Annotated in this window: 23 protein-coding genes; 18 read left to right on the forward strand and 5 right to left on the reverse strand. The window is 34.2% G+C overall.

The annotated features are described in order from the left end of the window. The first annotated feature begins 60 nt into the window (after nucleotides 1-60). The 3 genes from BMY39_RS00445 (at nucleotide 61) to rpsU (ending at nucleotide 4,228) form a co-directional block, all read left to right on the forward strand. Nucleotides 61-2,742 carry an AsmA-like C-terminal region-containing protein gene (locus tag BMY39_RS00445; RefSeq protein WP_092574021.1) on the forward strand — a complete coding sequence of 894 codons (2,682 nt, stop codon included), beginning with the start codon at nucleotides 61-63 and terminating at the stop codon, nucleotides 2,740-2,742. Nucleotides 2,743-3,058: 316 nt separating this feature from the next. Then, entirely contained in the window at nucleotides 3,059-3,922 is an 864-nt protein-coding gene (locus tag BMY39_RS00455; RefSeq protein ID WP_092574026.1) for a sigma-70 family RNA polymerase sigma factor, read from the forward strand. Between the two features lie 111 nt (nucleotides 3,923-4,033). Beyond that, complete coding sequence (gene rpsU, locus BMY39_RS00460) at nucleotides 4,034-4,228, forward strand: 30S ribosomal protein S21 (RefSeq protein ID WP_092574029.1); 195 nt, start codon at nucleotides 4,034-4,036, stop codon at nucleotides 4,226-4,228. Between the two features lie 89 nt (nucleotides 4,229-4,317). Here rpsU and BMY39_RS00465 read toward each other — a convergent pair whose 3' ends face one another. Both BMY39_RS00465 and BMY39_RS00470 read right to left on the reverse strand, forming a co-directional pair. Further along, complete coding sequence (locus BMY39_RS00465; protein WP_092574031.1) at nucleotides 4,318-4,542, reverse strand: hypothetical protein; 225 nt, start codon at nucleotides 4,540-4,542, stop codon at nucleotides 4,318-4,320. A 71-nt stretch (nucleotides 4,543-4,613) separates the two neighbouring features. After that, on the reverse strand, nucleotides 4,614-5,408 hold the full coding sequence (locus tag BMY39_RS00470; RefSeq protein WP_092574033.1) for a DUF2797 domain-containing protein: 795 nt from the start codon (nucleotides 5,406-5,408) through the stop codon (nucleotides 4,614-4,616). A gap of 44 nt (nucleotides 5,409-5,452) precedes the next feature. On the opposite strand from BMY39_RS00470, the gene BMY39_RS00475 reads away from it, so the two are divergent. Both BMY39_RS00475 and BMY39_RS00480 read left to right on the forward strand, forming a co-directional pair. Then, nucleotides 5,453-6,967 (forward strand): GH3 auxin-responsive promoter family protein, encoded by a 1,515-nt coding sequence (locus tag BMY39_RS00475; protein ID WP_092574035.1) that lies wholly within the window; start codon nucleotides 5,453-5,455, stop codon nucleotides 6,965-6,967. A gap of 302 nt (nucleotides 6,968-7,269) precedes the next feature. Beyond that, nucleotides 7,270-7,785 carry an alpha-ketoglutarate decarboxylase gene (locus BMY39_RS00480; protein ID WP_245738106.1) on the forward strand — a complete coding sequence of 172 codons (516 nt, stop codon included), beginning with the start codon at nucleotides 7,270-7,272 and terminating at the stop codon, nucleotides 7,783-7,785. Here BMY39_RS00480 and BMY39_RS00485 read toward each other — a convergent pair whose 3' ends face one another. Then, the gene (locus BMY39_RS00485; protein ID WP_092574037.1) at nucleotides 7,786-8,217 is read right to left on the reverse strand and encodes an RrF2 family transcriptional regulator; all 432 of its coding nucleotides are present in this window, start codon (nucleotides 8,215-8,217) and stop codon (nucleotides 7,786-7,788) included. A gap of 119 nt (nucleotides 8,218-8,336) precedes the next feature. On the opposite strand from BMY39_RS00485, the gene BMY39_RS00490 reads away from it, so the two are divergent. The 8 genes from BMY39_RS00490 to BMY39_RS00525 all read left to right on the forward strand — a co-directional run bounded on the left by BMY39_RS00490 (nucleotide 8,337) and on the right by BMY39_RS00525 (nucleotide 15,285). Further along, the gene (locus tag BMY39_RS00490; protein ID WP_092574039.1) at nucleotides 8,337-8,831 is read left to right on the forward strand and encodes a c-type cytochrome; all 495 of its coding nucleotides are present in this window, start codon (nucleotides 8,337-8,339) and stop codon (nucleotides 8,829-8,831) included. A gap of 24 nt (nucleotides 8,832-8,855) precedes the next feature. Then, complete coding sequence (locus tag BMY39_RS00495) at nucleotides 8,856-9,440, forward strand: fasciclin domain-containing protein (RefSeq protein ID WP_092574041.1); 585 nt, start codon at nucleotides 8,856-8,858, stop codon at nucleotides 9,438-9,440. A 30-nt stretch (nucleotides 9,441-9,470) separates the two neighbouring features. Then, entirely contained in the window at nucleotides 9,471-11,420 is a 1,950-nt protein-coding gene (nosZ, locus tag BMY39_RS00500; protein ID WP_092574043.1) for a Sec-dependent nitrous-oxide reductase, read from the forward strand. A 94-nt stretch (nucleotides 11,421-11,514) separates the two neighbouring features. Further along, nucleotides 11,515-12,132: a hypothetical protein gene (locus tag BMY39_RS00505; protein ID WP_092574045.1), complete on the forward strand. Its 618-nt coding sequence runs from the start codon at nucleotides 11,515-11,517 to the stop codon at nucleotides 12,130-12,132. Further along, complete coding sequence (locus BMY39_RS00510) at nucleotides 12,129-12,557, forward strand: nitrous oxide reductase accessory protein NosL (protein ID WP_092574047.1); 429 nt, start codon at nucleotides 12,129-12,131, stop codon at nucleotides 12,555-12,557. The genes BMY39_RS00505 and BMY39_RS00510 overlap by 4 nt, the downstream gene beginning before the upstream one ends. A gap of 61 nt (nucleotides 12,558-12,618) precedes the next feature. Next, the gene (locus BMY39_RS00515) at nucleotides 12,619-13,809 is read left to right on the forward strand and encodes a nitrous oxide reductase family maturation protein NosD (RefSeq protein WP_245738108.1); all 1,191 of its coding nucleotides are present in this window, start codon (nucleotides 12,619-12,621) and stop codon (nucleotides 13,807-13,809) included. Continuing rightward, on the forward strand, nucleotides 13,803-14,510 hold the full coding sequence (locus BMY39_RS00520; protein ID WP_092574051.1) for an ABC transporter ATP-binding protein: 708 nt from the start codon (nucleotides 13,803-13,805) through the stop codon (nucleotides 14,508-14,510). The genes BMY39_RS00515 and BMY39_RS00520 overlap by 7 nt, the downstream gene beginning before the upstream one ends. Then, nucleotides 14,503-15,285: an ABC transporter permease gene (locus BMY39_RS00525; RefSeq protein WP_092574053.1), complete on the forward strand. Its 783-nt coding sequence runs from the start codon at nucleotides 14,503-14,505 to the stop codon at nucleotides 15,283-15,285. The genes BMY39_RS00520 and BMY39_RS00525 overlap by 8 nt, the downstream gene beginning before the upstream one ends. Here the strand turns inward: BMY39_RS00525 and BMY39_RS00530 are convergent. Both BMY39_RS00530 and BMY39_RS00535 read right to left on the reverse strand, forming a co-directional pair. Then, nucleotides 15,282-15,632 carry a hypothetical protein gene (locus tag BMY39_RS00530; RefSeq protein ID WP_092574055.1) on the reverse strand — a complete coding sequence of 117 codons (351 nt, stop codon included), beginning with the start codon at nucleotides 15,630-15,632 and terminating at the stop codon, nucleotides 15,282-15,284. The genes BMY39_RS00525 and BMY39_RS00530 overlap by 4 nt on opposite strands. Then, a complete protein-coding gene (locus BMY39_RS00535) occupies nucleotides 15,632-16,606 on the reverse strand; it encodes a polyprenyl synthetase family protein (RefSeq protein WP_092574057.1) in 975 nt (324 codons plus the stop codon). Before BMY39_RS00535 ends, BMY39_RS00530 begins: the two co-directional genes overlap by 1 nt. Before the next feature lie 124 nt (nucleotides 16,607-16,730). On the opposite strand from BMY39_RS00535, the gene BMY39_RS00540 reads away from it, so the two are divergent. From BMY39_RS00540 to aspS, 5 genes are all read left to right on the forward strand, one after another. Continuing rightward, nucleotides 16,731-17,336: a TetR/AcrR family transcriptional regulator gene (locus BMY39_RS00540; protein ID WP_092574059.1), complete on the forward strand. Its 606-nt coding sequence runs from the start codon at nucleotides 16,731-16,733 to the stop codon at nucleotides 17,334-17,336. 1 nt (nucleotide 17,337) lies between these two features. Then, nucleotides 17,338-18,681: a TolC family protein gene (locus tag BMY39_RS00545; protein WP_092574061.1), complete on the forward strand. Its 1,344-nt coding sequence runs from the start codon at nucleotides 17,338-17,340 to the stop codon at nucleotides 18,679-18,681. A gap of 15 nt (nucleotides 18,682-18,696) precedes the next feature. Then, entirely contained in the window at nucleotides 18,697-19,875 is a 1,179-nt protein-coding gene (locus BMY39_RS00550; RefSeq protein ID WP_092574063.1) for an efflux RND transporter periplasmic adaptor subunit, read from the forward strand. A gap of 21 nt (nucleotides 19,876-19,896) precedes the next feature. Next, nucleotides 19,897-23,436 carry an efflux RND transporter permease subunit gene (locus tag BMY39_RS00555; protein ID WP_092574065.1) on the forward strand — a complete coding sequence of 1,180 codons (3,540 nt, stop codon included), beginning with the start codon at nucleotides 19,897-19,899 and terminating at the stop codon, nucleotides 23,434-23,436. A gap of 224 nt (nucleotides 23,437-23,660) precedes the next feature. Further along, entirely contained in the window at nucleotides 23,661-25,415 is a 1,755-nt protein-coding gene (gene aspS, locus BMY39_RS00560) for an aspartate--tRNA ligase (RefSeq protein WP_092574067.1), read from the forward strand. Nucleotides 25,416-25,430 lie beyond the last annotated feature (15 nt).

Genomic DNA, 25,430 nt, shown 5'->3' on the forward strand with positions numbered 1-25,430 from the left:
TTATATTAATTAGACTCAGATAGCAAACGCGCTCGTATATTTATAATAAACTCATTTTTTATGAAGAAATTTCTAAAAATTATTGGCATTACCCTATTGATAATAATTGCGCTATTAATTGCAATTCCATTTGCTTTTCAAAGCCAGATAAAAGATATTGTAAAACGGTTTATTAATGAAAACCTAAATGCTAAAGTAGAGTTTAGAGATGTAAGCTTAAGTTTTATTCGCAGTTTTCCTCAAGCGCACGTTAATGTAAGCGATTTGGTAATAACCAACTTTGAACCCTTTAAAGATGAAACATTGGCTACAGCTAAAGACATAGCGTTTACCATGTCGGTTAAAGAATTATTTAAAAAAGCAGACGAAGCCCCAATTATTATAAACACCATAAATATCGATGAAGCTTTACTAACGCTTAAAACCAATAAATTCGGTAATACCAATTATGATATTACCAAAGAAAACACATCTCAAAGTCCTTATAAAAACAACACTGGTTTTACTTTTGATATTGAAGACTACCAAATACAAAATAGTGCATTTTCCTATATTGACGAGGGTTCAGAGATTGTAGTTCACGTTACGGAATTCAATCATGAAGGGCATGGTACATTTTCTTCAGAAACCTCAGAATTAAACACAATAAGTAAAGCCAACGTAAGCATTAGTTTAGATAGTACGCAATACCTGACAAATAACCCTGTAAAGCTAGATGCTTTGATTGATTTAGATTTGAACAACCAAAAATATACTTTTAAGGACAACAAAGGTTTTATTAACGACCTGCCATTAGCGTTTCAAGGTTACGTGCAACAATTGGCAAACGGCCAACAGATTGACATTTCGTTTGAAAACCCAGAATCAGACTTCAAAAATTTCTTAGCTGTTATCCCAAAAACCTATTCAAAAAATATTGAAAACGTTCAAACTACAGGCGACTTTAAGGTAAAAGGATTGATAAAAGGTATGAATACTGAAACAACCATTCCTAACTTAGATATTACAATTACCTCTAACAACGCATCTTTCAAGTATCCTGATTTGCCAAAACGTGTAAGCAATATTTCTATCGACACACGAATTAAAAATGAAACAGGGAACATTGATGACACTTATATAGATATTAAAACCTTAAATTTTAAAATTGATGAGGATGTATTTAAATCTTCCGCTACGTTAAAAAACATTACCAAAAATATGCTGGTAAATGCCAATATTGATGGGGTTTTAAACTTAGCCAACATTTCTAAGGTTTATCCTATTGCATTAGATAATACATTAACAGGAGTTTTAAAAGGTAAAGTCAATACCTCGTTCGATATGAACGCCCTAGAAACGAACGCTTACGAACGCATTAAAAACAATGGTTCGGCGAGTATTTCCAATTTTGTATTTTCTTCAGAAGATATTGTAAATCCATTTCATATTTCAGAAGCAAACATGACGTTTAATCCAGGTACAGTAACGCTAAATACTTTTAAAGCCAAGACAGGAGACAGCGATATTAGTGCTACCGGAACCATAAATAATCTTTTAGGGTTTTTGCTTAGCGATAATACCTTAAAAGGCAACTTTAATGTGAATTCCAATGTGTTTAAAGTAAGTGATTTTATGTCTGAAAGCGAAATAGCTTCAAAAAGCAATAAAACCACTAGCGATAGCGAATCGCTAAAGATTCCAGGTTTTTTGGAATGTATTGTAAACGCTAATGTAAATACGGTAATTTACGATAATCTAAATCTCAAAAATGTTAAAGGCACACTTTTCATAAAAGATCAAGAAGCCGCATTAAAAAACATGACTTCAGATATTTTTAATGGTAAATTGGTTATTACCGGCGACGTGTCTACGAAAGAACAAACCCCTGTATTCCATCTTAATTTAGGTGCTGATGGTTTTGATATCGCACAATCCTTTAAAGATTTAGAACTATTTCAAAATTTAGCACCTATAGCCAAACTATTACAGGGCAAACTAAACACCACCCTTAGTATGTCAGGACGGTTGGACCAAGAATTCGCTCCTGTTTTAGAATCTGTTTCTGGAGATGCCTTAGCAGAAGTTTTGGCCTCGAGATTTGACACAACACAAAACCCGCTGCTTGGAAAACTCGAAAGCGCTTTAAATTTCATAGATTTTGATAAGTTAGATTTAAAAGATATTAAAGCAAAACTAGAGTTTGCCAATGGAAAAGTAGCAGTAAAACCATTTCATTTTAATTATAAGGATATTAAAATTGAGGTTTCTGGAGCACATGGTTTTGATAAAACCCTAAACTATAATGCCGTATTTAATGTACCGGCAAAATATCTAGGCAGCGACGTAAACAGGCTTATCGGCCAAATAAATGATGCTGAAGTAAATAATATCACCATTCCAGTAACTGCAAATATTACGGGAGTATTTTCAAGCCCGACGGTTAAAACCGATTTAACAAGCGGTGTTAAAAACCTTACCAATCAGCTTATCGAAATTCAAAAACAGAAGCTTTTAAACCAAGGCAAAGCCAAGGTTAAGGACTTAATAGGAGATGTAATTGGAGGCAATAAAACCAAAACAGATTCTATAAAAAAAGAGCAAGATAACATTGTAAATGATGTTTTAAAAGATATAATTAAAACTAAGAAACCCCAAGATTCTACGGTGAGCGATACGGTTAACTCTACCGAAAAAGTAATTAAAAACGTGTTGGGCGGTTTATTGGGTGGAAAGAAAAAGGCGAAAGATACTATAAATTAGATTTTGGGCGTTCCCCGTTGGGTCGCGCTTTCCGTTACATAGTTTTGCCTCGATGCATGCCTCGGCAAAAGCTAACCACTACAATCGCTAACGCGGGCTTATGTGCCAAATACAATGAGCAAACCCAAATTTTAAACGTTTTGAAAAGTATTTTTTCAAAAATAAAAAAACTAAAATTTGCCAAAAACAGGCAAAATTTACCATTTTTTATCAATTTTAATGCATTTTTAAATAAAAATGCTCGTTTTTTTGGATTTTCCAATTATTCCATTAAGTTATAGCTATGTTTAATCTTAAAATATAGTTTTCAAAATTTATGAGGCAATTAAAAATCACAAAACAAATTACCAACAGAGCGTCTAAATCTTTAGATAAATACCTTCAAGACATTAGTAAACTATCCATGATTACAGCAGAAGAAGAGGTAGAACTAGCGCAACGTATTAAGAAAGGCGATCAAAAAGCATTGGACAAATTGGTGACGGCTAATTTAAGATTTGTGGTTTCGGTAGCGAAACAATACCAGAATCAAGGTTTATCGTTATCCGATCTTATAAACGAAGGAAATGCAGGTTTGGTAAAAGCTGCCAAACGCTTTGATGAAACCAGGGGGTTTAAGTTTATTTCTTATGCCGTATGGTGGATTAGGCAATCTATTTTACAAGCTATTGCGCAACAAGCAAGAATCATTAGGCTACCATTAAATAAAATCGGATCTATAAGTAAAATTCGTAAAGCGTATTCATACCTAGAGCAAGAACATGAAAGAGAACCAAATGCGCATGAGATAGCTAACAACCTAGATTTATCAGTTAAAGACGTAAAACAATCTATGAGCGTCTCTGGAAGACACTTATCGATGGATGCACCATTTCAGGAGGGCGAAACATCTAATTTATATGATGTTGTACAGTCTGATGAATCTCCCAGACCCGATGCAGAGTTGATGAAAAACTCATTAAACGTAGAAGTAAACCGTGCTTTAAGCACCTTGTCTGAAAAAGAAGCACATGTAATTAAACACTTTTACGGTATAAATGTGAAACAACCAAAAAGCTTACAAGAAATAGGCGAACGTGTAGGCTTAACAAGAGAGCGGGTAAGACAAATTAGAGAAAAAGGTATACGAAAATTAAGACATACCTCAAGAAATAAAGTTTTAAAAACCTATTTAGGCTAATTATCAATAAAGAAACCATTGCATTAATTAGGTTTTAATAATTAAAAACCCCAACTTTGCAATCCTTTTTTTAAGGACAGCCTTTAAACACACAAAAATACTATTATATTTATGTTAAAGATTATTGTTAAAGATGGTGAAAACATCGAGAGAGCATTAAAACGCTACAAAAGAAAGCATAGAAATATTCAGGTGATGCAAAATTTAAGAGAGAACCAATATTTCACAAAACCATCTGTTAAGAGACGTCGTGAAATCCAAAAAGCGGCATATATTCAAAACTTAAGAGATCAGGAAGATATATAAGCTTCCTTTGATTGATATTATATAAATTCATCCCATTTGCCGATTGGCAAGTGGGATTTTTGTATAGCGAATACAGATAATTTGCGCGTTTACTTTCTATAGTTCACTGGTCTATCTTCATAAAGGTGTTCAAAAGTTTTATCAGTACTATAAGCATCCCTCAAAACTTTATATACCATAACAATTACTAGAAGTTGTCCCAAGCACATGGTGTAAAACACCCAAGTAAAGGCCATATTCATTGACACCATAACGGTTAACATCACTAACAAGAATGTAGTTAGCCCTACATAAAACATCACTGGAATTTTCATAACTTTTTTATTTACAAGTTACTAAACAACGGGGTTACAGCATGTTATAATCTTGTTAAAAAAGGGCTTAACTAAAGTATAGATATGTTAACAACCAATCCTTCGTTGGCACGCACGTTAAAAACCGTATCGTCTTCAAAAATTAAATATTGCCCTTTAACACCAACCAACTTTCCTTCAAATGACTGTGCTTTTTGAATATTCAAACTTTTTGGTTTCTCAGGGTATTTCTTTACTGGAAATTCTAAGTTCGTTTCAGAGTTACTTTCAATAAAATAATCCATGGCCTCATCAGGAATATATTGTTTTAAACGCTCTCGCCATTTCACCAAATCTTCATCTTTTATATCGTTCTTCAACATGTTACGCCAATTGGTTTTATCTGCAACATGATCTTTTAAGGCCACTTCAGTTATACCTGCCAAATAACGGTTGGGTACTTCAACAATTTCTATAGCTTCATGCGCTCCTTGGTCTATCCAACGCGTTGGAATTTGGCTTTTCCTTGTAACACCAACTTTTACATTACTAGAGTTTGCCAAATACACAATATGTGGCTGTAATTGTACCTTTTTTTCATATTCTAAATCTCTATCCTCTTTGCCTAAATGTGCTGTACTCAATTCAGGGCGCATAATCCAATCTGCTGCTTGCGGTATGTCGAAAAAACAACTTTTACAGAACCCTTGTCGGTAAATTGGGTTGTCCAATCCACAGTTTAAACATTGAAACTTTACAAACTCTAATTTTATGCGCTTGCTAAGTATTTGATTTATGTTTATAAAATCGTTTTCAAACACTAAGTAATATTGAATTGGGCTAGAAAATTCCGTTTCCATTTTCCTTAAAACACCTTGGTAGGTCATATAAAAAAAAGTATTATTTTTAAAAACTTAAAGATAGCATAATTATGCCAATTCCCTTAGTTAATTCCATTGCGTCATGGTTCCTAAAAAAGCGATTCCATCAAATAGAATTATTTTTAAAATACCCAAACGAAGTACAAAACGAACTGCTTTTGAGTTTGTTGGATTTTGCTAAAAATACTGAAATTGGCAAGCAATACGATTTTGCTTCAATTAAAAACTATAAAACCTTTTCAGAGCGCATACCTATTAAAAACTATGATGGTTGGCAAAACGACATTGAGCGTTCCAGAAAAGGGGAAAACAATATATTTTGGCCAACACCCATTAAATGGTTTGCTAAATCTAGTGGCACAACCAGGGCTAAAAGTAAATTTATTCCTGTTAGCGAAGAATCTTTAGAAGATTGCCATTATGCGGCAAGTAAGGATTTGTTGTGTATGTATTTAAACAATAATGAAGATTCCCAATTGTTCAATGGAAAAAGCTTGAGATTAGGCGGAAGCAAAGAATTGTACAAGGAAAACGGAACAATATTTGGAGACTTATCGGCAATACTTATTGATAATATGCCCTTTTGGGCAGAGTTTAGCAGCACACCAAGCAACAAAGTGTCGTTAATGAGCGACTGGGAACATAAAATGCAAGCTATCGTAAATGAAACCATAAATGAAAACGTAACTAGTTTAGCGGGTGTACCTTCTTGGATGTTAGTGCTTTTAAACAATGTTTTGGAAACCACAGAAAAAGACAGTCTGTTTGATATTTGGCCTAATTTAGAAGTTTACTTTCACGGGGGTGTAAGTTTTGTGCCTTATGTAGATCAGTATAAAAACATTCTTCCTAAAAGCAATTTTAGATACTATGAAATTTACAATGCTTCGGAAGGTTTTTTTGCTATTCAAGATCAAAATAGTTCTGATGAGTTATTATTGATGCTAGATTACGGGATTTTTTATGAATTCATTCCAATGGATATTTATGCCACCTCGGAAGAAAAAGCAATTCCGCTTAGCCAAGTAAAGCTTAATACAAATTACGCGGTGATTATCACCACGAATGCAGGACTTTGGCGTTACAAAATTGGAGATACCATTAGGTTTACGTCCTTGAATCCATATCGTATTAAAATCTCCGGAAGAACCAAGCACCATATAAATGTTTTCGGTGAAGAGTTAATTATAGAAAACGCAGAAGCTGCACTAAAAAATGTTTGTAAACGTACCAAATCTGAAATTGTAGATTTCACTGCAGCGCCTATTTTTATGGAAGGTAAAGATAAAGGTGCACACGAATGGCTTATTGAATTTAAAACACCACCAAAAGACATTGGCTATTTTAATGAACTGTTCGACAATGCTTTAAAATCTCTAAATTCAGATTATGAAGCAAAACGCTATAATAATATCACATTAAACAAGCCTAAGATAAACATTGCAAGACCTCAGCTTTTTCACGATTGGTTGAAACAAAATGATAAATTAGGCGGACAACATAAAGTACCCAGGTTATCTAATACACGAGACTATCTGGATGATTTGTTGAAATTAAATGTATAGCTAAATAATTAGAATAAGAAATCGCATTGCGTTTATAGTTTTAAACGTATTCAACTTTGTAAAAACCCGACGAATAGATAAAGTGCATACGCTTTTGTGGTTTTAACGAGTAATTTGTCTGATAATCTAAAAGATATCAAAACGGTTTGCCGAAAACCTCGAGTAGGCATATTTTTGGACTGCAATCAAGAAAACGATACGAAAGAATTACGTATTAATTAATATCCATTAAAATATACCGCGTCGACCGACGTGGTTTTTTTATGCCCAAAATCTACTATCTTTATTAAAAATTTTATGTTATGAATTCTAAAATTATTGGTACCGTACTTTTTGTTTTTTTGGCATGTGGTTTACACAGTTACTCACAAGAGAATCAAAACAATTTTTGGAAACATGTAAGATACGGTGGCGGATTAGGTTTAAATTTTGGTAACGGATTTTTTAGTGCTACTGTTGCGCCTAGTGCTATATATCAATTTAACCAACAAGTTGCCTTAGGTGTTGGATTAAACGCCACATTTAATAATCAAAAAGATGTTTTTAAAACTACAGTACTCGGGGGCAGTGTAATTGGCCTATACAATGTTATCCCAGAAATACAGCTTTCGGTTGATTTTGAGCAACTTAACGTGAGCCGTAGATACGATATTAGGGTAAATGCAGAAGATGAAAACTATTGGTCTCCCGCCTTATTTTTAGGTGCAGGATATAGAAACAGAAATGTTATAGTTGGCATTAGGTATAATGTTTTGCATGATAGCGAAAAAAGTATTTATATAGATGCCTGGGTACCTTTTGTTAGATTTTTCTTTTAACTATAATGGTAAAAAGGAATTACCGTTTTTTACATCTTCAGCTAAATCTTTGATCGTTGTTTTTTTAAGACGTGCTAAAATCTTCATTCGTGAAGCACTTAAAATCTCATGTAATGGACATGGTTTTTCTTCATTACATTTATCTAAGCTAAGCATACAATTTGAAAGTCTTTCTTCGCCATCAATTATCCTTAAAATATTGAAAACAGGTTGATTCCTATTCTCTTCACTCATGTAAAAACCACCCTTAGGACCGCGCGTGGATGATATCAAATTTTCCCTAGATAGTTCTTGCAATAATTTTGCAATATAAGCTTGGGGCACATTTATTGGTGCTGATATGTCCTTCACCATAATCTTGTTCTTCTTACTTGAATGTATAGCGAGAAACAGAACGGATTTCACAGCGTACTTTGATGAATTTGAAAGCATGGAACAAATGTAAATAAATCTAAACAAAACAAAAAAGATGTTTTTGTCTTAAATATGATTTTTATCATAAAAAATTGCTGTTAAATAGAATAGATTTGTTCCACTAAATTTATTTAAACATGAAAACAATACCAAAAATCTTAACTCTATTGCTACTAACGCTATTTATCTCCTGTGGAGGTAAAGAAGAAAAGAAAAAAGAAAAAATTCAGCTAAAATCTACCACTGAAAAAAAGGTGGAGAAAAAAACAGAAACAGTTCCACCTTCTAAGCGTGTAGATTTAAATAACAAAGGTGTCGGGCCTATTACATCATTAGAATTGTCTAGCGAAATAGACCAAGCTCTTGTAACTAAAGGTGAAGATATCTATAAAAAAATGTGCACAGCATGCCATAGAGTAGAGAAAAAATTTATTGGTCCAGCACCAAAAGGAATCTTAGAACGTCGTTCACCAGAATGGGTAATGAATATGATTTTAAATCCTGAAAAAATGGTTAAAGAAGACCAACTAGCCAAGGACCTCTTAATGGAATTTAATGGATCGCCAATGGCCAACCAAAACTTAACAGAAGAAGAAGCTAGGGCTGTACTAGAATATTTTAGGACACTATAAATACTAATACTTAAAATCAAACCAATGAAAACACTAATCAAATCATTATTAATGTTTACGCTGTTTGGGTGTTTTGTAGCTTGCAACAACTCTACAAAAGCATCTAATAGCGTAACAACTGACACTACTGCTGATGAGGCTTCGACCGAAAAAACAGGACAAGCTTTCATAAAAGATGAAGGTGGAGTACCAAATGCTTTACAGCTCGCTATCCAATCAGAAGACCACACAACATTAGTAGCTGCAGTGCAAGCGGCTGGTGTAGAAAATGCATTAGTGAATGTTGGCCCTTTAACTGTATTTGCACCTAATAATGCGGCTTTTGCAAAAATAGATAAAGCAACGTTGGATGATTTACTAAAACCAGAGAATAAAGGAAAATTAGCTTTTATTCTAACAAATCATGTAGCACCATCGAACTACCCTGTTGAAATGTTAAAAAAGAACGCCGAAAAAAACCGTAAACTATATATGGCTTCAGGCAAATATCTAGAAGTTACAGAAAAAGAAGGCGAACTTTATGTTGATGGCGTAAAAATTATAGGAACTGTAAATGTAAGTAATGGTTGGGTACATGTTACTGAAGATGTTATCCTACCAAAAGACTAAAAAATTACTAACTAAATAAATCAATATAAGATGAATAAAATAGGTAAATTCATATTAGCAATTACCACACTTGCTTTTATAACAAATTGTGGTAATAACTCTAATAGTAGCTCTGGGGCTATGTCTTCCAGCAAGGCAGAAAAAGTATATGTTGCACCGGGTGAACACGACGAGTACTACGCCTTCTTTTCTGGAGGTTACAGTGGAAATATTACTGTTGCAGGTCTGCCTAGTGGCCGTATGCTAAAAGAAATTCCTGTATTCTCTCAATTCCCAACATCAGGATATGGTTATTCTGAAGAAACTAAACCAATGTTAAATACATCTTTTGGTTTCGTGCCTTGGGGCGATGCGCATCACCCAGATATTTCTCAAACTAATGGAGAACTAGATGGCCGTTGGATTTTTATAAATGAGAATAACACGCCACGTATAGCACGTATAAGTTTAGAAACTTTTGAAACAGAAGAAATTATTGAATTACCAAATAGTGCCGGTAATCACGCCTCTTCTTTCGTAACTGAAAATACTGAGTATATCGTAGCAGGAACTCGTTTTGCTGTACCTAACCCACAACGCGATATGCCAATTAACGAAATGAAAGGACAATTTAAAGGCCCCCTTTCTTTTGTAAGTATTGCAGCTAATGGTAGAATGAATTTAGATTTCCAACTAAACATGCCTGGATTTAACTACGATTTAGCCCATCCAGGACGTAATAAATCTCACGGCTGGTTCTTCTTTACAAGTTATAATACTGAAGAAGCAAACACTTTAATGGAAGTGAATGCCTCCCAGAATGACAAAGATTACATCGCAGCTGTAAACTGGCAAAAAATTGCCGAATATGTTAAAAATGGTGGCGGAAAAAAAGTGGCAGGCACATATGCACACAATGTTTACAATGAAAAAACACATACGGCTACATCAACAATGAAAGATGGAGTAACAATGGTTGATCCTAGAGAAGTAGCAGGTGCTGTATTCTATATTCCTATTCCAAAATCTCCACACGGTTGTGATGTTGATCCTTCTGGCGAATATATCGTTGGTAGTGGTAAACTATCTACCGATTTAAGTGTGTACTCATTTGAAAAAATACTTGCAGCTATAGAAAACAAAGATTTTGTTGGTGATTCTTATGGAATTCCAGTGTTAAGTTATGAAAATACAATAGCTGGTGTAGTAACACAACCTGGATTGGGACCTTTACACACAGAGTTTGATGGTAAAGGGAATGCTTATACAACATTCTTTATTTCTTCTGAAGTTGTAAAATGGAAATTAGGAACTTGGGAAGTTTTAGACAGACAACCAACATTCTATTCTGTGGGCCACTTAATGATTCCTGGTGGAAATTCTCGTAAGCCTTTTGGCAAATACATGGTTGCTATGAATAAAATCACAAAAGACCGTTACTTACCTACCGGACCAGAGTTAGAGCACTCTGCACAACTATATGATATTTCTGGAGATAAAATGGAGTTACTATCCGATTTCCCAACTCATGGTGAACCTCACTATGCTGCAGGTATTAGAGCAGACATAATAAAAGAGAAAAGTAAAAAATACTATGAATTAGCCGAAAACGAGCATCCATATGCAGCCAAAAGCGAATCCGAAGCTAAGGTTACCCGTAATGGTAATGAAGTACATGTAAGTATGACTATGATTCGTAGTCATTTCTCTCCTGACAACATTGAAGGTATCAAGGTTGGAGATAAAGTATACCTACATATGACCAATTTAGAACAAGATTTTGATGTACCTCATGGATTCTCAATAATTGGTGCTAATACATCAGAAATTTTAGTAATGCCCGGACAAACTAAAACCATTGTTTGGGAACCAAAACGCGAAGGTGTTTGGCCATTTTACTGTACAGACTTCTGTTCTGCGTTACACCAAGAAATGCAAGGTTACATTAGAGTATCTGGTAAAAATTCTAACACTCCCATTAAATTTACGTTAGATGAATAAAAATGAGTTGAATAGTTTTTAGTGTTAAAAAATAAGATTTAACTCAGACAGGGCGAGTAGTAATGGCTCGCCCTTTCCTTTAAAACAGTTTTTTATGAAATTGGCAAGTATAATTATGATAATTGGCTCAGCATTGCTTCTTGGATTATTCATATTTCCTTTATGGAGTATTGAGTTAGAAGCACCGCAGTACCCAAGTGGTATTGGTATGAACATTCATCTTGATGGTTTAAAAGGTAGGGAAAAACATGACCTTCAAAACATCGATGGGCTCAACCACTATATAGGTATGCGTAAATTACCAAAAGCCGATGAAATGTGGGAGTTCAGTGCCTTTCCAAAAGTAATTGGTGGTATGGCCGCCTTAGGTATTATTATAGGCTTATTAGGCTTGTTAAAAGGTATTTCTCCAAAATGGTTTTTAGGCTGGCTTATTTTAATGTGTATTCTTGGGGTTTTAGGTATGTACGATTTTAATAATTGGATGATTGATTATGGTACCAATCTAGATCCTAAAGCAATTATGAAAATGACTGATGCAGATGGAAATCCTCTAAGTTATAAGCCACCTCTATTTGGAACCAAACATATTCTTAACTTTGTGGCGCACTCGTATCCAAGTACTGGGGCTTACATGATGGGATTTGGTATGTTCTTAACTTTTGTAGCATATTGGATAGGGAATAAAAAAATGAAGTTAATAAAAGCATGAAACATTCCGTCCTTATAATATTAATTTGTGTATTTATTAGTTGCAGTAAAACACCTGAGCCTATAAATTACGGAACAGATGTGTGTTACTATTGTAAAATGACAATTGTAACAAAAACACACGCTGCACAAATGGTGAACAGTAAAGGCAAGCAATATAAGTTTGATGCTATTGAATGTATGATTCGTTTTTTAGATGATAAACCTGTTATTGTCTCAGAAAGCAATCTTTTAGTGACGGATTACAACTCGCCAGGTACAATGATAGATGCTAAAAAAGCCAGCTACATTATTAGTGAAAAAATCTCAAGCCCCATGGGAGCGAACCTAACCGGGTTTAACTCTATGGATGCTGCTAAAGAAGTGATTAATAACACATCCGCAGCATATTTTGATTGGGAGGGTATTTTCAAAAAACTGAACTAACTAAACGAGCATGAAAATACACTTCAGTATTTTTTTATTTTTAATCTCAACCTGCTTTGCTATGGCAAAAACCCTTAAAGTCTGCAAAGTAGGTTGCGATTTTATAACCATACAAAGCGCCATAGACGGCTCAAAAAGCGGCGACAGTATTTTTATAAAATCAGGATTGTATAAAGAATCAAACCTCATTATTTATAAAAAATCGCTTTATATTACTGGTGAAGAAGGTACGGTTATAGATACGCAAAATAATGGCTACGGGTTTTCAGTTGAAGCAACAGATATCGTCATCAAAAATTTAGTCATAAAAAATATCAAAATTAGCTATACCAAAGAATATGCGGCAATTCTACTATTTAAATCGTATGACTTTATTATTGAAAATATCATCGTTGAAAATGCTTTTTTCGGATTTCTAATTCAAAAATCTAAGGATGGATTTATCAGAAACAACACCATATCTGGCGAAGGAAAAGCAGAGGCAGATTCAGGCAATGCCATCCATCTATGGCATTGCGAAAATGTAAAAATTACAGAAAACGACGTACGTAGAATGCGTGATGGCATTTATCTAGAATTTGGTAGTACTAGCTACATAGCCAATAACTACTCTACTGAGAATATGAGGTATGGGTTACATTTTATGTTTTCCAATGATAATACATACCAAGACAATACTTTTGAATCCAATGGTGCTGGTGTTGCCGTTATGTTTTCAAAACGCATAAAAATGTACAAAAACATCTTTAAAAAAAATTGGGGAACAGCGTCGTACGGTATATTGCTAAAAGAAATAAACGATGCCGAACTTAAACATAATATTTTTGAAGATAACACCATAGGTATTAATGCTGATGGCACTAACCGCATTATATATACAGAGAACACTTTTAAAAACAATGGTTACGCCATAAAGGTGCATGGTGCCTGCTACGACAACATCTATAGTAAAAATAATTTTCTCTACAACTCCTTCAATCTTTCTTATTCTGGAAAACTAAACAGTAATAAATTTGAGAATAACTATTGGAGCAATTATACCGGCTACGATTTAAATAATGACGGTATTGGCGATGTACCTTACAGACCAGTAAAACTATTTTCGTACTTAGTAAACCGAACACCTGAGAGTATTGTTTTACTAAGAAGCTTATTCATAGATATTATTGATTTCTCTGAAAAAGTATCACCAGTTTTTACTCCAGAAAACCTCATTGACAAGCAACCATTAATGAACCAAGTATCATGGTAGAAATTAAAGATTTACATAAAACCTTTGGTAAAAACAATGTGCTTAACGGTGTTGATTTAAATATTACTAAAGGAGGAATTTTTGCGATACTTGGGCCAAATGGCTCTGGTAAAACTACCATCATTAAATCTATTTTAGGTATGGTAATTCCAGACAGTGGTACAATTAAAGTTTTTGACACTAACATTAAAAATAATTCGGACTACAAACATAAAATTGATTATTTGCCCCAAATTGCCAATTTTCCTAACAACCTCAAAGTTATGGAGCTGGTTAAAATGATAAAAGATTTAAGAGGTGATACTGATAAAGATAAAACACTAATAGAAACCTTTAAATTAGAGCCGTTTTTAAACAAAAAACTCAGTACACTTTCTGGTGGCACAAAACAAAAGGTAAATATCTTGTTAACGTTTATGTTCGATAGCCCAATAATTGTTTTAGACGAACCAACCACGGGCTTAGATCCTATTTCACTTATACGTTTAAAAGAGCTAATAGATGTAGAAAAACAAAAAGGAAAAGCTATTCTGATAACCTCTCATATTATGAGTTTTGTTGAAGAAGTTGCTGATGAAGTTGTGTTTATACTCGAAGGTAAAATATATTTTAGAGGCAGTATTTCTGCATTAAAAAACAAAACCAATCAGGATGATTTTGAACACGCTATTGCTAACATTTTAATAGAAAATCATGTTTAAAATATTAAAATATAGTTTTTATGATTTGATGCGCAGTAGCTGGAGCTATGTTTACCTTGGCTTCTATCTTCTATTGGGAATGGTGCTATTGTTTTTAAACAACGATTTGTCAAAAGCCGTTATCACTCTAATGAATGTTATCATTGTGTTAGTACCTTTAATCGGCACTATTTTTGGCGTTATGTATTATTACAATTCTAAAGAATTTACCGAATTGCTTTTAGCACAACCTTTAAAACGCTCATCAATATTCTTAGGACAATATTTAGGTGTTGCCCTGTCCCTATCTATGAGTTTGATTCTTGGTTTGGGACTACCATTTATAGCATATGGCCTGTTTAAATCTTCGGCTATTTGGGATTTTTCACTCTTACTTATTGTTGGTGTTTTTTTAACTTTCATATTTAGTGCATTGGCTTTCAATATTGCGCTATCTTATGAAAACAAAATCAAGGGATTTGGTTACGCTATATTAATGTGGTTATTCTTAGCCATTATTTATGACGGGTTGTTTTTAATGTCTCTTATACTGTTTGAAGATTACCCGCTTGATAAAGTTTCTCTAATTGGCACAATGCTAAACCCTATAGATTTATCCAGAACACTTATTCTTTTAAAGCTAGATATTTCAGCCTTATTAGGATATACTGGTGCGGTATTTAAGCAATTTTTTGGCACCAGCTTTGGACTAATTATTTCATTTATAATGCTAACTATTTGGGTAATTTTACCTGTTTCAAAAATAGTTTTTAAATCAAAGAAAAAAGATTTTTAAGAGTATTTGTTTCGAAACCACACTTTTTGCCATTCGCGTTTTAAAATAAGAAACGTTACATTTTCTGAAAGCTTAACAATATCATCACCATCTAATGCCTTCACTTCTTTTTCAGAAACATCAATAATATAAAGTAAATTAAGATACTCGGTAAACTTCTCTTGAATGAGTTTATAAACCGTTTCATGTAGAATTAACTTTAAACTAGACGGTAAAATGTCCTCATGAAAATCTAAATCAATATTTGCTAATATAAAATCTTTGTTAAGCTGAAAAATGAGTTTCTTATACAGGTCTAATTGGTTAGCCTCTTCAATTAAATCTTCAAAAGTATTTGGTAATTGCATTACACCGTTCTGTTCATCAAGTTATTCCCAAAGCGCTTTAAAAGTTGTTTTTTGTCTTCAGAAATATTTAAAGATTCCAGTCCCGAAAATGCTTTACTTGTATAATCTTCAATAGCTCGCTTCGTAGCATCTGCTGAACCTGTTGATACAAAATATTGTTTTGTTACTTCAATTTTAGTACTTACATCCTCTGGATTGGAATTAAATAGCTGAAATAATGCAGACTTATCAGTTTCATTAGAAAATTCTAGAGCTTTTAAGTATAAATAGGTCTTTTTATTCTCAATAATATCACCGCCTACTTGTTTTCCAAAAGTTTTTGGGTCTCCAAATGCATCTAAATAATCGTCTTGCAATTGAAATGCAATACCCAAATTTCTACCAAACTCATAAATACTATGTTGGTCTTCTTTTGAAGCGTTAGCTATTATGGCTCCCATTTTCATAGCAGCACCCACTAGAACAGCTGTTTTGTATTCAATCATTTTTAAGTACTCAGGAATTGTAACATCGTTTCTAATTTCAAAATCTACATCATACTGCTGTCCTTCGCAAACCTCTAAAGCTGTTTTGCTAAATAGTTTTGCCAAGTCCTGAAATGTATTTGCATCATATGGCTCAAAAAGTTGATACGCCATAATTAACATGGCATCACCTGAAAGAATCCCTGTATTTACATCCCATTTTTCATGTACGGTTTGTTTTCCCCGTCTTAGCGGTGCAGCATCCATAATATCGTCATGCACCAGCGAAAAATTATGAAACACCTCTATACTTAAAGCTGCATTTAAAGCGTCTTTGTATTTGCCGTTAAAAATATCGGCCGTCATAAGGGTTAAAACTGGCCGAAGGCGCTTGCCCCCAAGACTTAAAATATAGTCTATGGGCTCATATAAATTCTTAGGCTCTTTTACTGCTGCATACTTCCTTAAGTAGGCGGTAAACTCTTGTTGGTATTTTTCTATGGATAGCATTCGACAAAAATAAAGTAAATCAGAAAATTATGAACACACATTATAAGTTATGTGTTAAATAATTGTAAAACTTAGGAAACTTTTTTTGTTTCTAAAGTTTCCTAAGTTATCTTTGGACGCAATTATGAAAGATAAAATTTTACATGGCGCCACTAATTTGTTTTTAAACTATGGTTTTAAAAGTGTTACCATGGACGATATTGCCAGTAATTTAGGTGTATCTAAGAAAACAATTTATCGGTATTTTGACAACAAAACCAAGTTGGTACAAGCAACTACGATGCACTTGTTCGAGTTTATTTCTAGCGGTATTAACTGCATTTGCAGTTTGGAGAAAAACCCAATTGAAGAAATTTATAGCATCAAACAATTTGTGATGGAGCATTTAAAAGATGAAAAATCCTCACCGCAATACCAACTTCAAAAATATTATCCTAAAATCTTTAAAACATTAAAGCAAAAACAATTTGAGGTCATGCAAGAATGTGTCACCGAGAATTTAAATCGTGGTGTAGACGATGGTATATACAGAGAGGATATTCATGTAGATTTTATTTCAAGAATTTATTTTAATGCAATGATGATGATAAAGGATGACGACTTATTTCCAAAAGATAAGTTCACTATGTCCATGTTAATGAATAATTATCTAGAATATCACTTACGTGGAATTTGCACACCAAAAGGATTAAAAATATTAAACACCTTTATAACATCAAATCAATCATAAAATGAAGAAAAAACTAATAATTTATTTTGGTTTGCTTTTTACAATCTCGATATCTTCTCAAGACAATAATTTGAGTTTCTCCTTAGAAGAAGCCATAGATTTTGCATTAGAAAATAATAGAACCGCAACAAATGCGCAAAAAGATATTGAAGCAGCTAAAAAACAAAAATGGGAAACCATAGCTTCTGGACTTCCGCAAATTAATGGAAGTATCGACTACCAAAATTTCTTAAAACAACAGGTACAGGTGATTCCTGCTAGTGCTTTTGGCGGCCCTGAAGGAGAAGTAAACGCAGTAGAGTTTGGTTTAGACCAAAATGTAAATGCATCGGCCACCTTATCACAATTAATTTTTGATGGCTCTTACTTGGTGGGTTTACAATCGGCAAAAGTGTTTTTAGAAATATCTGAAAATGCAAAAATAAAAACGGACCTTGAGATTAGAAAACAAGTAATTAATTCCTATGGCAATATTTTATTAGCTGAAGAAAGTGTAAAAATTCTAGAGAAAAATAAAGCTACACTTCAAAAAAATCTGGATGAAATAACTAAAATTTATGAAAACGGACTAGAAGAAGAAGAAAGTGTAGAGCAACTAAAAATAACGCTCTCTGGAGTTGAAAGTAGTTTGAATAATACCAAACGTTTAGAAAAACTAGCGTACCAAATGCTTAATATGACGCTAGGCATAGATATAAATAGCACAACTACACTTACCGATAATTTAGAGTTGCTTACTGCTAAAAATATCGATTTAACATTAGTAAGTGAAACACTCGAAGCAGATAATACTATAGACTACCTAATTGCTGAAAATGACAAAACATCAAAGGAGCTTTTGGTAAAACTCGAACAGAGTAAGGCTTTGCCAACAATAAGCACCTTTTTAACTGGAGGATTTACATCTTTTAGTGATGATTTTGACTTTTTTAAAAGCGAACAAAAATATTATGGCTTTGGGCTTTTGGGTGTAAGCATACAAATTCCAATTTTTGGCTCAGGTCAAAAAAGCGCTAGCATACAACGCGCAAAAATTAACTTAGAAAAATCTAAAGACGACCTAAGCGAAACCGAACAACGCATAAAACTTCAAATAGAATCTGCAAAAAGCGATTACCAATTTGCTATAGAAGATTATAATAACAAAAAAGAGAATTTAAATCTTGCTGAACGTATTGAAAGCAAGAATGAAACTAAGTTTTTTGAAGGTATAGCGAGCAGTTTTGATTTAAGACAGGCACAAATTCAACTATTCAGTGCTCAACAAGAATATTTACAGGCCATGCTAGATGTAATTAACAGGAAGGCCGAATTAGAAACTGTTTCAAATAAAATAAACAACTAAAAAATCAATCAAATCATGAAATATATAACGGCAACACTTTTCACATTTATTTTACTATTCTCATGTGGCGGTGACAAAAACAAATCAGTTGAAGACATTATTGCTTCACAGGATTTAAAACAAATTCGTCAAAAAAAATCAGAATTAGATGCTTCAGCTCAAGAGATAGCCGCTAAACTAAAGCTTCTGGAAAAAGAAATAAAGACTTTAGATCCACAGGAAAAGATACCTTTAATTACAACAATTAAAGCCAACCAAGCCAGATTTAATCATTTTGTAGAGCTTCAAGGAAATGTAAGCACAAAACAAAACGTGGTAATAATTGCAGAATATAGTGGTGTGCTTTCAAAAGTTTACGTTAATGATGGAGAAAAGGTAAGTAAAGGACAAATTCTTGCCAAAATAGATGATGGCGGACTTAGTCAACAATTAGCTCAAGCCAAAATTCAATCAGATTTAGCCAAAACTACTTTTGAACGCCAAAAACGCCTATGGAACCAAAAAATAGGCAGTGAAATTCAATATTTACAGGCTAAATCTACTTATGAGGCGCAAGAGCAAATGGTAAATCAGCTAAAGCAACAATTGGATAAAACAATTGTTCGCGCACCATTCTCTGGAACCATTGATGATGTAATTACAGAACAAGGTAATGTGGTTGCGCCAGGACAATCACAATTATTTAGAATTGTGAATTTAGACGATATGTATATTGAAACCGATGTTCCAGAACGCTACGTTGCTGATATTGTTCCCGGAAAAGCAGTGCAAGTTAGCTTTCCTGTATTAGGTAAAGATTTAAATACAAAAGTACGTCAAGCAGGAAGCTTTATAAATCCTGCAAATAGAACCTTTAAAGTTGAGATAGCACTACCAAAAAAAGGTATTACTATAAAGCCAAATCTTACAGCAAAACTTAAGATTAACGATTACAGTAATGATAACGCCATATTAATTCCACAAAGTATTATTTCTGAAAATGCTGACGGTGAACAATTTGTTTATACAATAACAAATAAAACTGGTGATAAAGCAAAAGCAAAACGTACGATTATTGAAACTGGTAAAACTAATGGCGATAACATTGAAGTAATTTCTGGAATCGAGAATGGTATGGAAATTATTAATGAAGGTGCCCGTAGTGTCAAAGATGGTCAAGAAGTGAAGATATTGGAGCTTGAGGCTATTAACTAATCTAAACACCAGAAAGAAGTAATGACAAAAAACAATAAAAATAAAAAGATAGATAAAGAATTTCCTTTGTCGTCGTGGGCTATCAATAATAAAACCACGATGTATGTTTTAATTGCTGTGATTTTAATACTTGGTACCGGAGCTTACTTTAGTATGCCTAGAGAAAGTTTTCCAGAAATTAAGGAAACCAAAATATATATTAGTTCCGTTTATCCAGGAAATACTGCCGAGGATATTGAAAAACTTATAACCGATCCTATCGAGGATAAACTAAAAACGGTAAGTAATGTTGTTGAAATAACTTCAACTTCACAAGAAGATTACTCCATTGTTGTAGTGGAATTTGATGAAGACATCACAGTTGAAGCCGCCAAACAAAAAGTAAAGGATGAAGTAGATTCCGAAACTGCAGGTGAAGACTGGCCTACTTTTAACGGCGCCAAAGTAGAGCCAAATATTTTTGATTTAAGTATGTCTGAGGAGATTCCAATTCTCAACATTAACATTTCAGGAGACTATCCGGTTGATAAGTTGAAAGAATTTGGCGAATACTTAGAAGATGAAATTGAAAGCCTACAAGAAATAAAGCAAGTTGATATTCGTGGTGCCCAAGAGAAAGAAGTTGAGGTAGCTGTTGATATTTATAAAATGATGGCGGCTCAAGTTAGTTTTGATGATATTATAAATACGATTAGTCGCGAAAACATGACCATGTCGGCGGGAAATCTTATCTCTAGCGGACAGCGCCGAACTATAAGGATTATAGGAGAAATAGAGAAACCCGAAGAGCTCGAAAACTTTGTTGTTAAATCAGAAAAAGGGAATTCGATTTACCTTCGTGACGTAGCAACTGTAAGCTTTAAGGACGAAGACAAAACCACCTATGCTAGAGAGTTTGGGTCTCCTGTGGTAATGCTTGATGTAAAAAAACGAGCAGGTAAAAACATGGTAGCGGCAGCAGAACAAATACAAGCTATTGTTGATGATGCCATTCAAAATATCTTTCCACCAGATTTAACCGTCACCATTGCTAACGATCAATCATCAAAAACGATTGGTCAAGTGGATGATTTGGTAAATAACATCATCTTTGGAATCATATTGGTTGTTACCGTTTTAATGTTCTTCTTAGGATTTAAAAACGCCTTATTTGTTGGATTCGCCATACCAATGTCAATGTTTATGTCTTTAATGATATTAAACCTGATAGGATATACAATGAATACAATGATTCTCTTTGGGTTAATTATGGGTCTTGGAATGCTGGTAGATAACGGTATCGTGGTTGTTGAAAATGTATATCGTTTAATGACAGAGGAAGGTATGGGCAGAACTGAAGCGGCTAAAAAAGGAATTGGCGAGATTGCATTTCCTATTATTATTTCTACCGCCACAACAGTTGCCGCGTTTATTCCTTTGGGGCTCTGGCCAGGAATTATGGGGCAATTCATGATATACTTTCCAATAACTTTATCTGTTGTTTTAGGATCATCCTTATTTGTAGCTATCTTTTTTAACTCTGTATTAGTTTCTCAATACATGACTACGGAAGACAGAGAAATGCCACTTCAAAATATTATTAAAATATCTGCTATTATTGGCGGAATAGGTCTTTTAATTGCATTGTTTGGTGGAAGTTATAGAGGTCTTGGAACGTTGATGATCGTAGTAGTTGGCCTCTTGTGGATATACCGCCTATTTTTACGTTCTTGGGCAAACAAATTTCAGAATAATATTTTACCAAAATCGGAACGCTTATATGAAAAATCGCTACGTACCGCTTTAAAAGGAAAAAAACCCGCATTTATTGCTATAGGTACTTTTGTATTATTAATAATCGCTTTTATGGGATTTGGAGCCTCAGTTGGCAGTCAACGTACTAAGGTTGAATTCTTCCCTGATAATACACCAAACCAAATTATTGTTTACATAGAATACCCGGAAGGTACAGATATTAAGAAAACCAATGCCATTACCAAGGACATTGAAAAACGCGTTTATAAGATAATAAACGATGAGGCCTACATGAAAGGTGATTTTAATTTCTTAACAGAAAGTGCAGTGTCTCAAGTTGGTGAGGGTGCCGGAAACCCACAAACCGATGGTGGTTCTGCCGCAGAAATGCCTCATCGCGGAAAAATTACCGCTACCATGCGAGAGTATAAATTTAGGGATGGTGCCGATAGTAATATACTTTTAAAAAAGGTACAGAAAGCACTTCAAGGTGTTTATCCGGGCGTCGCTATTTCTGTTGAAAAAGATGCTGTAGGCCCTCCCGCCGGCTACCCTATTAATTTAGAATTGGAAGGTGAAGACTACACAGAATTAATAGCAACTGCAGAAAAAATGCGCGACTTTATCAATTCGAAAAACATTCAAGGTATTGACGAACTAAAAATTGATGTGAATAAATCAAAACCTTCAATGCAAGTATTGGTTGATAGAAAAAAAGCAGGTGAATTAGGAGTTACTTCTGGACAAGTTGGCCAGCAACTTCGTAATTCAATTTTTGGCGCCAAGGCAGGCATCTATAAAAAAGATGGTGAAGACTACGACATCTATGTGCGTTTTAATGAAGAAAACCGATACAATACGAGTGCTATTTTTAATCAAAAAATAACATTTAGAGATATGGCATCTGGACAAATTAAGGAAATCCCAGTATCAACTGTTGCCAAACAAAACAACAATTCTGGTTTTAGTGCCATAAAACATCGTGATGTGCGCCGTGTTGTAACCTTATATTCAGCATTAGCTCCTGGATTTACCGATGCCGGTGCCATTGTTTCTCAAATTCAGAACGAAATGAAGGGTTTCACTGAAAAACCTGATGGCGTAAAAGTAGATTATACCGGTCAAATAGAAGAGCAAAACAAACAAATGGCATTTTTAATGAGCGCATTTTTTGCAGGTTTAGGTTTAATCTTCTTCATTTTAATATTTCAATTTAATTCAGTATCGAAACCAGCAATTATAATGTTGGCAATTTTCCTGAGTTTAATTGGCGTATTTGGCGGATTAGTAATTACAGGAAGCGCTTTCGTTATAATGATGACCATGATGGGAATTATCTCGCTTGCAGGTATCGTAGTAAATAACGGTGTGGTATTGCTGGATTATACGCAACTTTTGATTGATAGAAAAAAGGTGTTGCTCGATTTGGAAGACGAACAATATTTACAACAAGCTGACTTAATTGAAGCTATCGTAAAAGGCGGTAAAGCCCGTTTAAGACCTGTATTGCTTACGGCTATTACTACAATTTTAGGATTAATTCCCTTGGCAACAGGTTTAAATATTAACTTCTTTACATTGTTTAGTGAATTTGATGCCAATATTTATATTGGTGGTGATAACGTAATTTTTTGGGGTCCTCTAGCCTGGACCGTTATTTACGGTTTGTTCGTAGCTACGTTCTTAACACTTATTGTAGTGCCAATTCTATTTTTCTTGGCAACTAAATTCAAGATGTGGATATACAAAAACCGCACTGCTGAAGTAGGTTTGGTTGCTGCGCAGCAAGAAGTTTTCAATACGGATAAACGTATTGAAGAAGCATAAACAACATAAAGACTTTTAATTGTCTGACTAATTCAATTAATAGCAGGAAAGAGCCACTAATGTTTTGTGGCTCTTTTCATTTTTATATTCTCATTCTAAACTATCACCCAGAGCACAGTTAAAGCGTTGTTTCAAAATCTCTTCGAATCCACGCTAAATTCAGACTGTAAATACATAGATAATCATCTAACTTATGTAAATTTGCACCTCAATTATTCAAGATAATGTATAGAAGCCATAATTGCGGCGAACTTAGAGCTGCACATATAAATACAGAAGTAACCCTAGCAGGTTGGGTTCAAAAATCAAGAGATAAAGGTTTTATCGTTTGGGTTGATTTAAGGGACCGTTACGGAATTACACAATTGGTTTTTGATGAAGAACGCACTTCAAAAGAACTTATTGAAAAAGCTCAGGATTTAGGTAGAGAATTTGTTATTCAAGCTAAAGGAACCGTTGTAGAACGTGCTTCTAAAAATCCTAATATCCCAACAGGAGATATTGAGATTTTAGTATCTGAATTATCTATTTTGAATAAAGCCATATTGCCTCCGTTCACTATTGAAGATAAAACTGATGGTGGTGAAGATTTAAGAATGAAATACCGCTATTTGGATATTCGCAGAAATCCTGTAAAGAATAGCTTAATATTTAGGCATAAAGTAACACAAGAAGTTCGCAATTACTTATCCAAGGAAGGTTTTATTGAAGTTGAAACACCTTATTTAATCAAATCTACGCCTGAGGGCGCAAGAGATTTTGTGGTACCCTCACGTATGAATGAAGGACAGTTTTATGCATTACCACAATCGCCACAAACTTTTAAACAATTATTGATGGTAGGCGGCATGGATAAATACTTTCAAATTGTAAAATGTTTTAGGGACGAAGATTTACGTGCAGACAGACAACCTGAATTTACACAGATAGATTGTGAAATGGCGTTTATTGAACAAGAGGATATTTTAAATGCTTTCGAAGGCTTAACACGCCATTTACTGAAAGAAATTAATGGTGTAGAGGTTGAGAAATTCCCGCGACTACTTTATGATGATGCTATGCGATTATACGGCAACGACAAACCAGATATACGCTTCGGGATGGAATTTGGGGAGCTAAACGACGTTGCACAACATAAAGATTTCAATGTATTCAATGCTGCTGAATTGGTTGTTGGAATTGCTGTTCCTGGGGGAAACACTTACACACGTAAAGAAATTGATAAACTTATAGATTGGGTAAAACGCCCTCAAATAGGCGCTTTAGGTATGGTGTATTGTCGTTGTAATGACGATGGCACATTTAAATCGTCTGTAGATAAATTTTACGCCCAAGACGATTTAGAAAAATGGGCAGAAGTAACAGGCGCTAAACCAGGTGATTTAATTTGTGTACTTTCTGGAGACACTCACAAAGTGCGCACGCAACTAAGTGCTTTACGTATGGAATTAGCAGAACGACTAGGCTTACGTAAACCCGATGAGTTTGCACCACTTTGGGTGTTAGATTTCCCTTTATTAGAATGGGATGAAGAAACAGAACGTTATCACGCGATGCATCATCCATTTACATCACCAAAACCAGGACAATTAGAATTACTTAAAACTGATCCGGGTGCGGTAAAAGCCAATGCTTACGATTTAGTACTGAATGGCAACGAAATTGGCGGTGGTTCTATAAGAATTCATGATAAAGAAACGCAATCTTTAATGTTTGATTATCTAGGATTTACTGAAGAAGAAGCCAAAGCACAGTTTGGCTTCTTAATGGATGCCTTTCAATACGGTGCGCCACCACATGGTGGACTCGCATTTGGGCTAGACAGATTGGTAGCTATTTTAGGCGGACAAGAAACCATAAGAGATTTCATTGCGTTCCCTAAAAATAATTCAGGACGCGATGTGATGATCGATGCCCCTGCCCCCATAGACGACGAACAGCTAGAAGAATTAAGCTTAAAACTTAATTTAAAATCATAACTATTTAATCCCGCT

Source organism: Hyunsoonleella jejuensis, from assembly GCF_900111025.1.
GTDB lineage: Bacteria > Bacteroidota > Bacteroidia > Flavobacteriales > Flavobacteriaceae > Jejuia > Jejuia jejuensis.

What these genes read in the sequence shown, in the direction of transcription:
- BMY39_RS00510 (WP_092574047.1), top strand. Translation starts at nt 12,129, where the DNA reads ATGAAACATTCCGTCCTTATAATATTAATTTGTGTATTTATTAGTTGC.
- BMY39_RS00520 (WP_092574051.1), top strand. Translation starts at nt 13,803, where the DNA reads ATGGTAGAAATTAAAGATTTACATAAAACCTTTGGTAAAAACAATGTG.
- BMY39_RS00445 (WP_092574021.1), top strand. Translation starts at nt 61, where the DNA reads ATGAAGAAATTTCTAAAAATTATTGGCATTACCCTATTGATAATAATT.
- BMY39_RS00495 (WP_092574041.1), top strand. Translation starts at nt 8,856, where the DNA reads ATGAAAACACTAATCAAATCATTATTAATGTTTACGCTGTTTGGGTGT.
- aspS (WP_092574067.1), top strand. Translation starts at nt 23,661, where the DNA reads ATGTATAGAAGCCATAATTGCGGCGAACTTAGAGCTGCACATATAAAT.
- BMY39_RS00455 (WP_092574026.1), top strand. Translation starts at nt 3,059, where the DNA reads ATGAGGCAATTAAAAATCACAAAACAAATTACCAACAGAGCGTCTAAA.
- BMY39_RS00470 (WP_092574033.1), bottom strand. Translation starts at nt 5,408, where the DNA reads ATGACCTACCAAGGTGTTTTAAGGAAAATGGAAACGGAATTTTCTAGC.
- BMY39_RS00515 (WP_245738108.1), top strand. Translation starts at nt 12,619, where the DNA reads ATGGCAAAAACCCTTAAAGTCTGCAAAGTAGGTTGCGATTTTATAACC.
- BMY39_RS00475 (WP_092574035.1), top strand. Translation starts at nt 5,453, where the DNA reads ATGCCAATTCCCTTAGTTAATTCCATTGCGTCATGGTTCCTAAAAAAG.
- BMY39_RS00540 (WP_092574059.1), top strand. Translation starts at nt 16,731, where the DNA reads ATGAAAGATAAAATTTTACATGGCGCCACTAATTTGTTTTTAAACTAT.
- nosZ (WP_092574043.1), top strand. Translation starts at nt 9,471, where the DNA reads ATGAATAAAATAGGTAAATTCATATTAGCAATTACCACACTTGCTTTT.
- BMY39_RS00550 (WP_092574063.1), top strand. Translation starts at nt 18,697, where the DNA reads ATGAAATATATAACGGCAACACTTTTCACATTTATTTTACTATTCTCA.
- BMY39_RS00505 (WP_092574045.1), top strand. Translation starts at nt 11,515, where the DNA reads ATGAAATTGGCAAGTATAATTATGATAATTGGCTCAGCATTGCTTCTT.
- BMY39_RS00535 (WP_092574057.1), bottom strand. Translation starts at nt 16,606, where the DNA reads ATGCTATCCATAGAAAAATACCAACAAGAGTTTACCGCCTACTTAAGG.
- BMY39_RS00530 (WP_092574055.1), bottom strand. Translation starts at nt 15,632, where the DNA reads ATGCAATTACCAAATACTTTTGAAGATTTAATTGAAGAGGCTAACCAA.
- BMY39_RS00555 (WP_092574065.1), top strand. Translation starts at nt 19,897, where the DNA reads ATGACAAAAAACAATAAAAATAAAAAGATAGATAAAGAATTTCCTTTG.
- BMY39_RS00545 (WP_092574061.1), top strand. Translation starts at nt 17,338, where the DNA reads ATGAAGAAAAAACTAATAATTTATTTTGGTTTGCTTTTTACAATCTCG.
- rpsU (WP_092574029.1), top strand. Translation starts at nt 4,034, where the DNA reads ATGTTAAAGATTATTGTTAAAGATGGTGAAAACATCGAGAGAGCATTA.
- BMY39_RS00485 (WP_092574037.1), bottom strand. Translation starts at nt 8,217, where the DNA reads ATGCTTTCAAATTCATCAAAGTACGCTGTGAAATCCGTTCTGTTTCTC.
- BMY39_RS00465 (WP_092574031.1), bottom strand. Translation starts at nt 4,542, where the DNA reads ATGAAAATTCCAGTGATGTTTTATGTAGGGCTAACTACATTCTTGTTA.
- BMY39_RS00480 (WP_245738106.1), top strand. Translation starts at nt 7,270, where the DNA reads ATGAATTCTAAAATTATTGGTACCGTACTTTTTGTTTTTTTGGCATGT.
- BMY39_RS00490 (WP_092574039.1), top strand. Translation starts at nt 8,337, where the DNA reads ATGAAAACAATACCAAAAATCTTAACTCTATTGCTACTAACGCTATTT.
- BMY39_RS00525 (WP_092574053.1), top strand. Translation starts at nt 14,503, where the DNA reads ATGTTTAAAATATTAAAATATAGTTTTTATGATTTGATGCGCAGTAGC.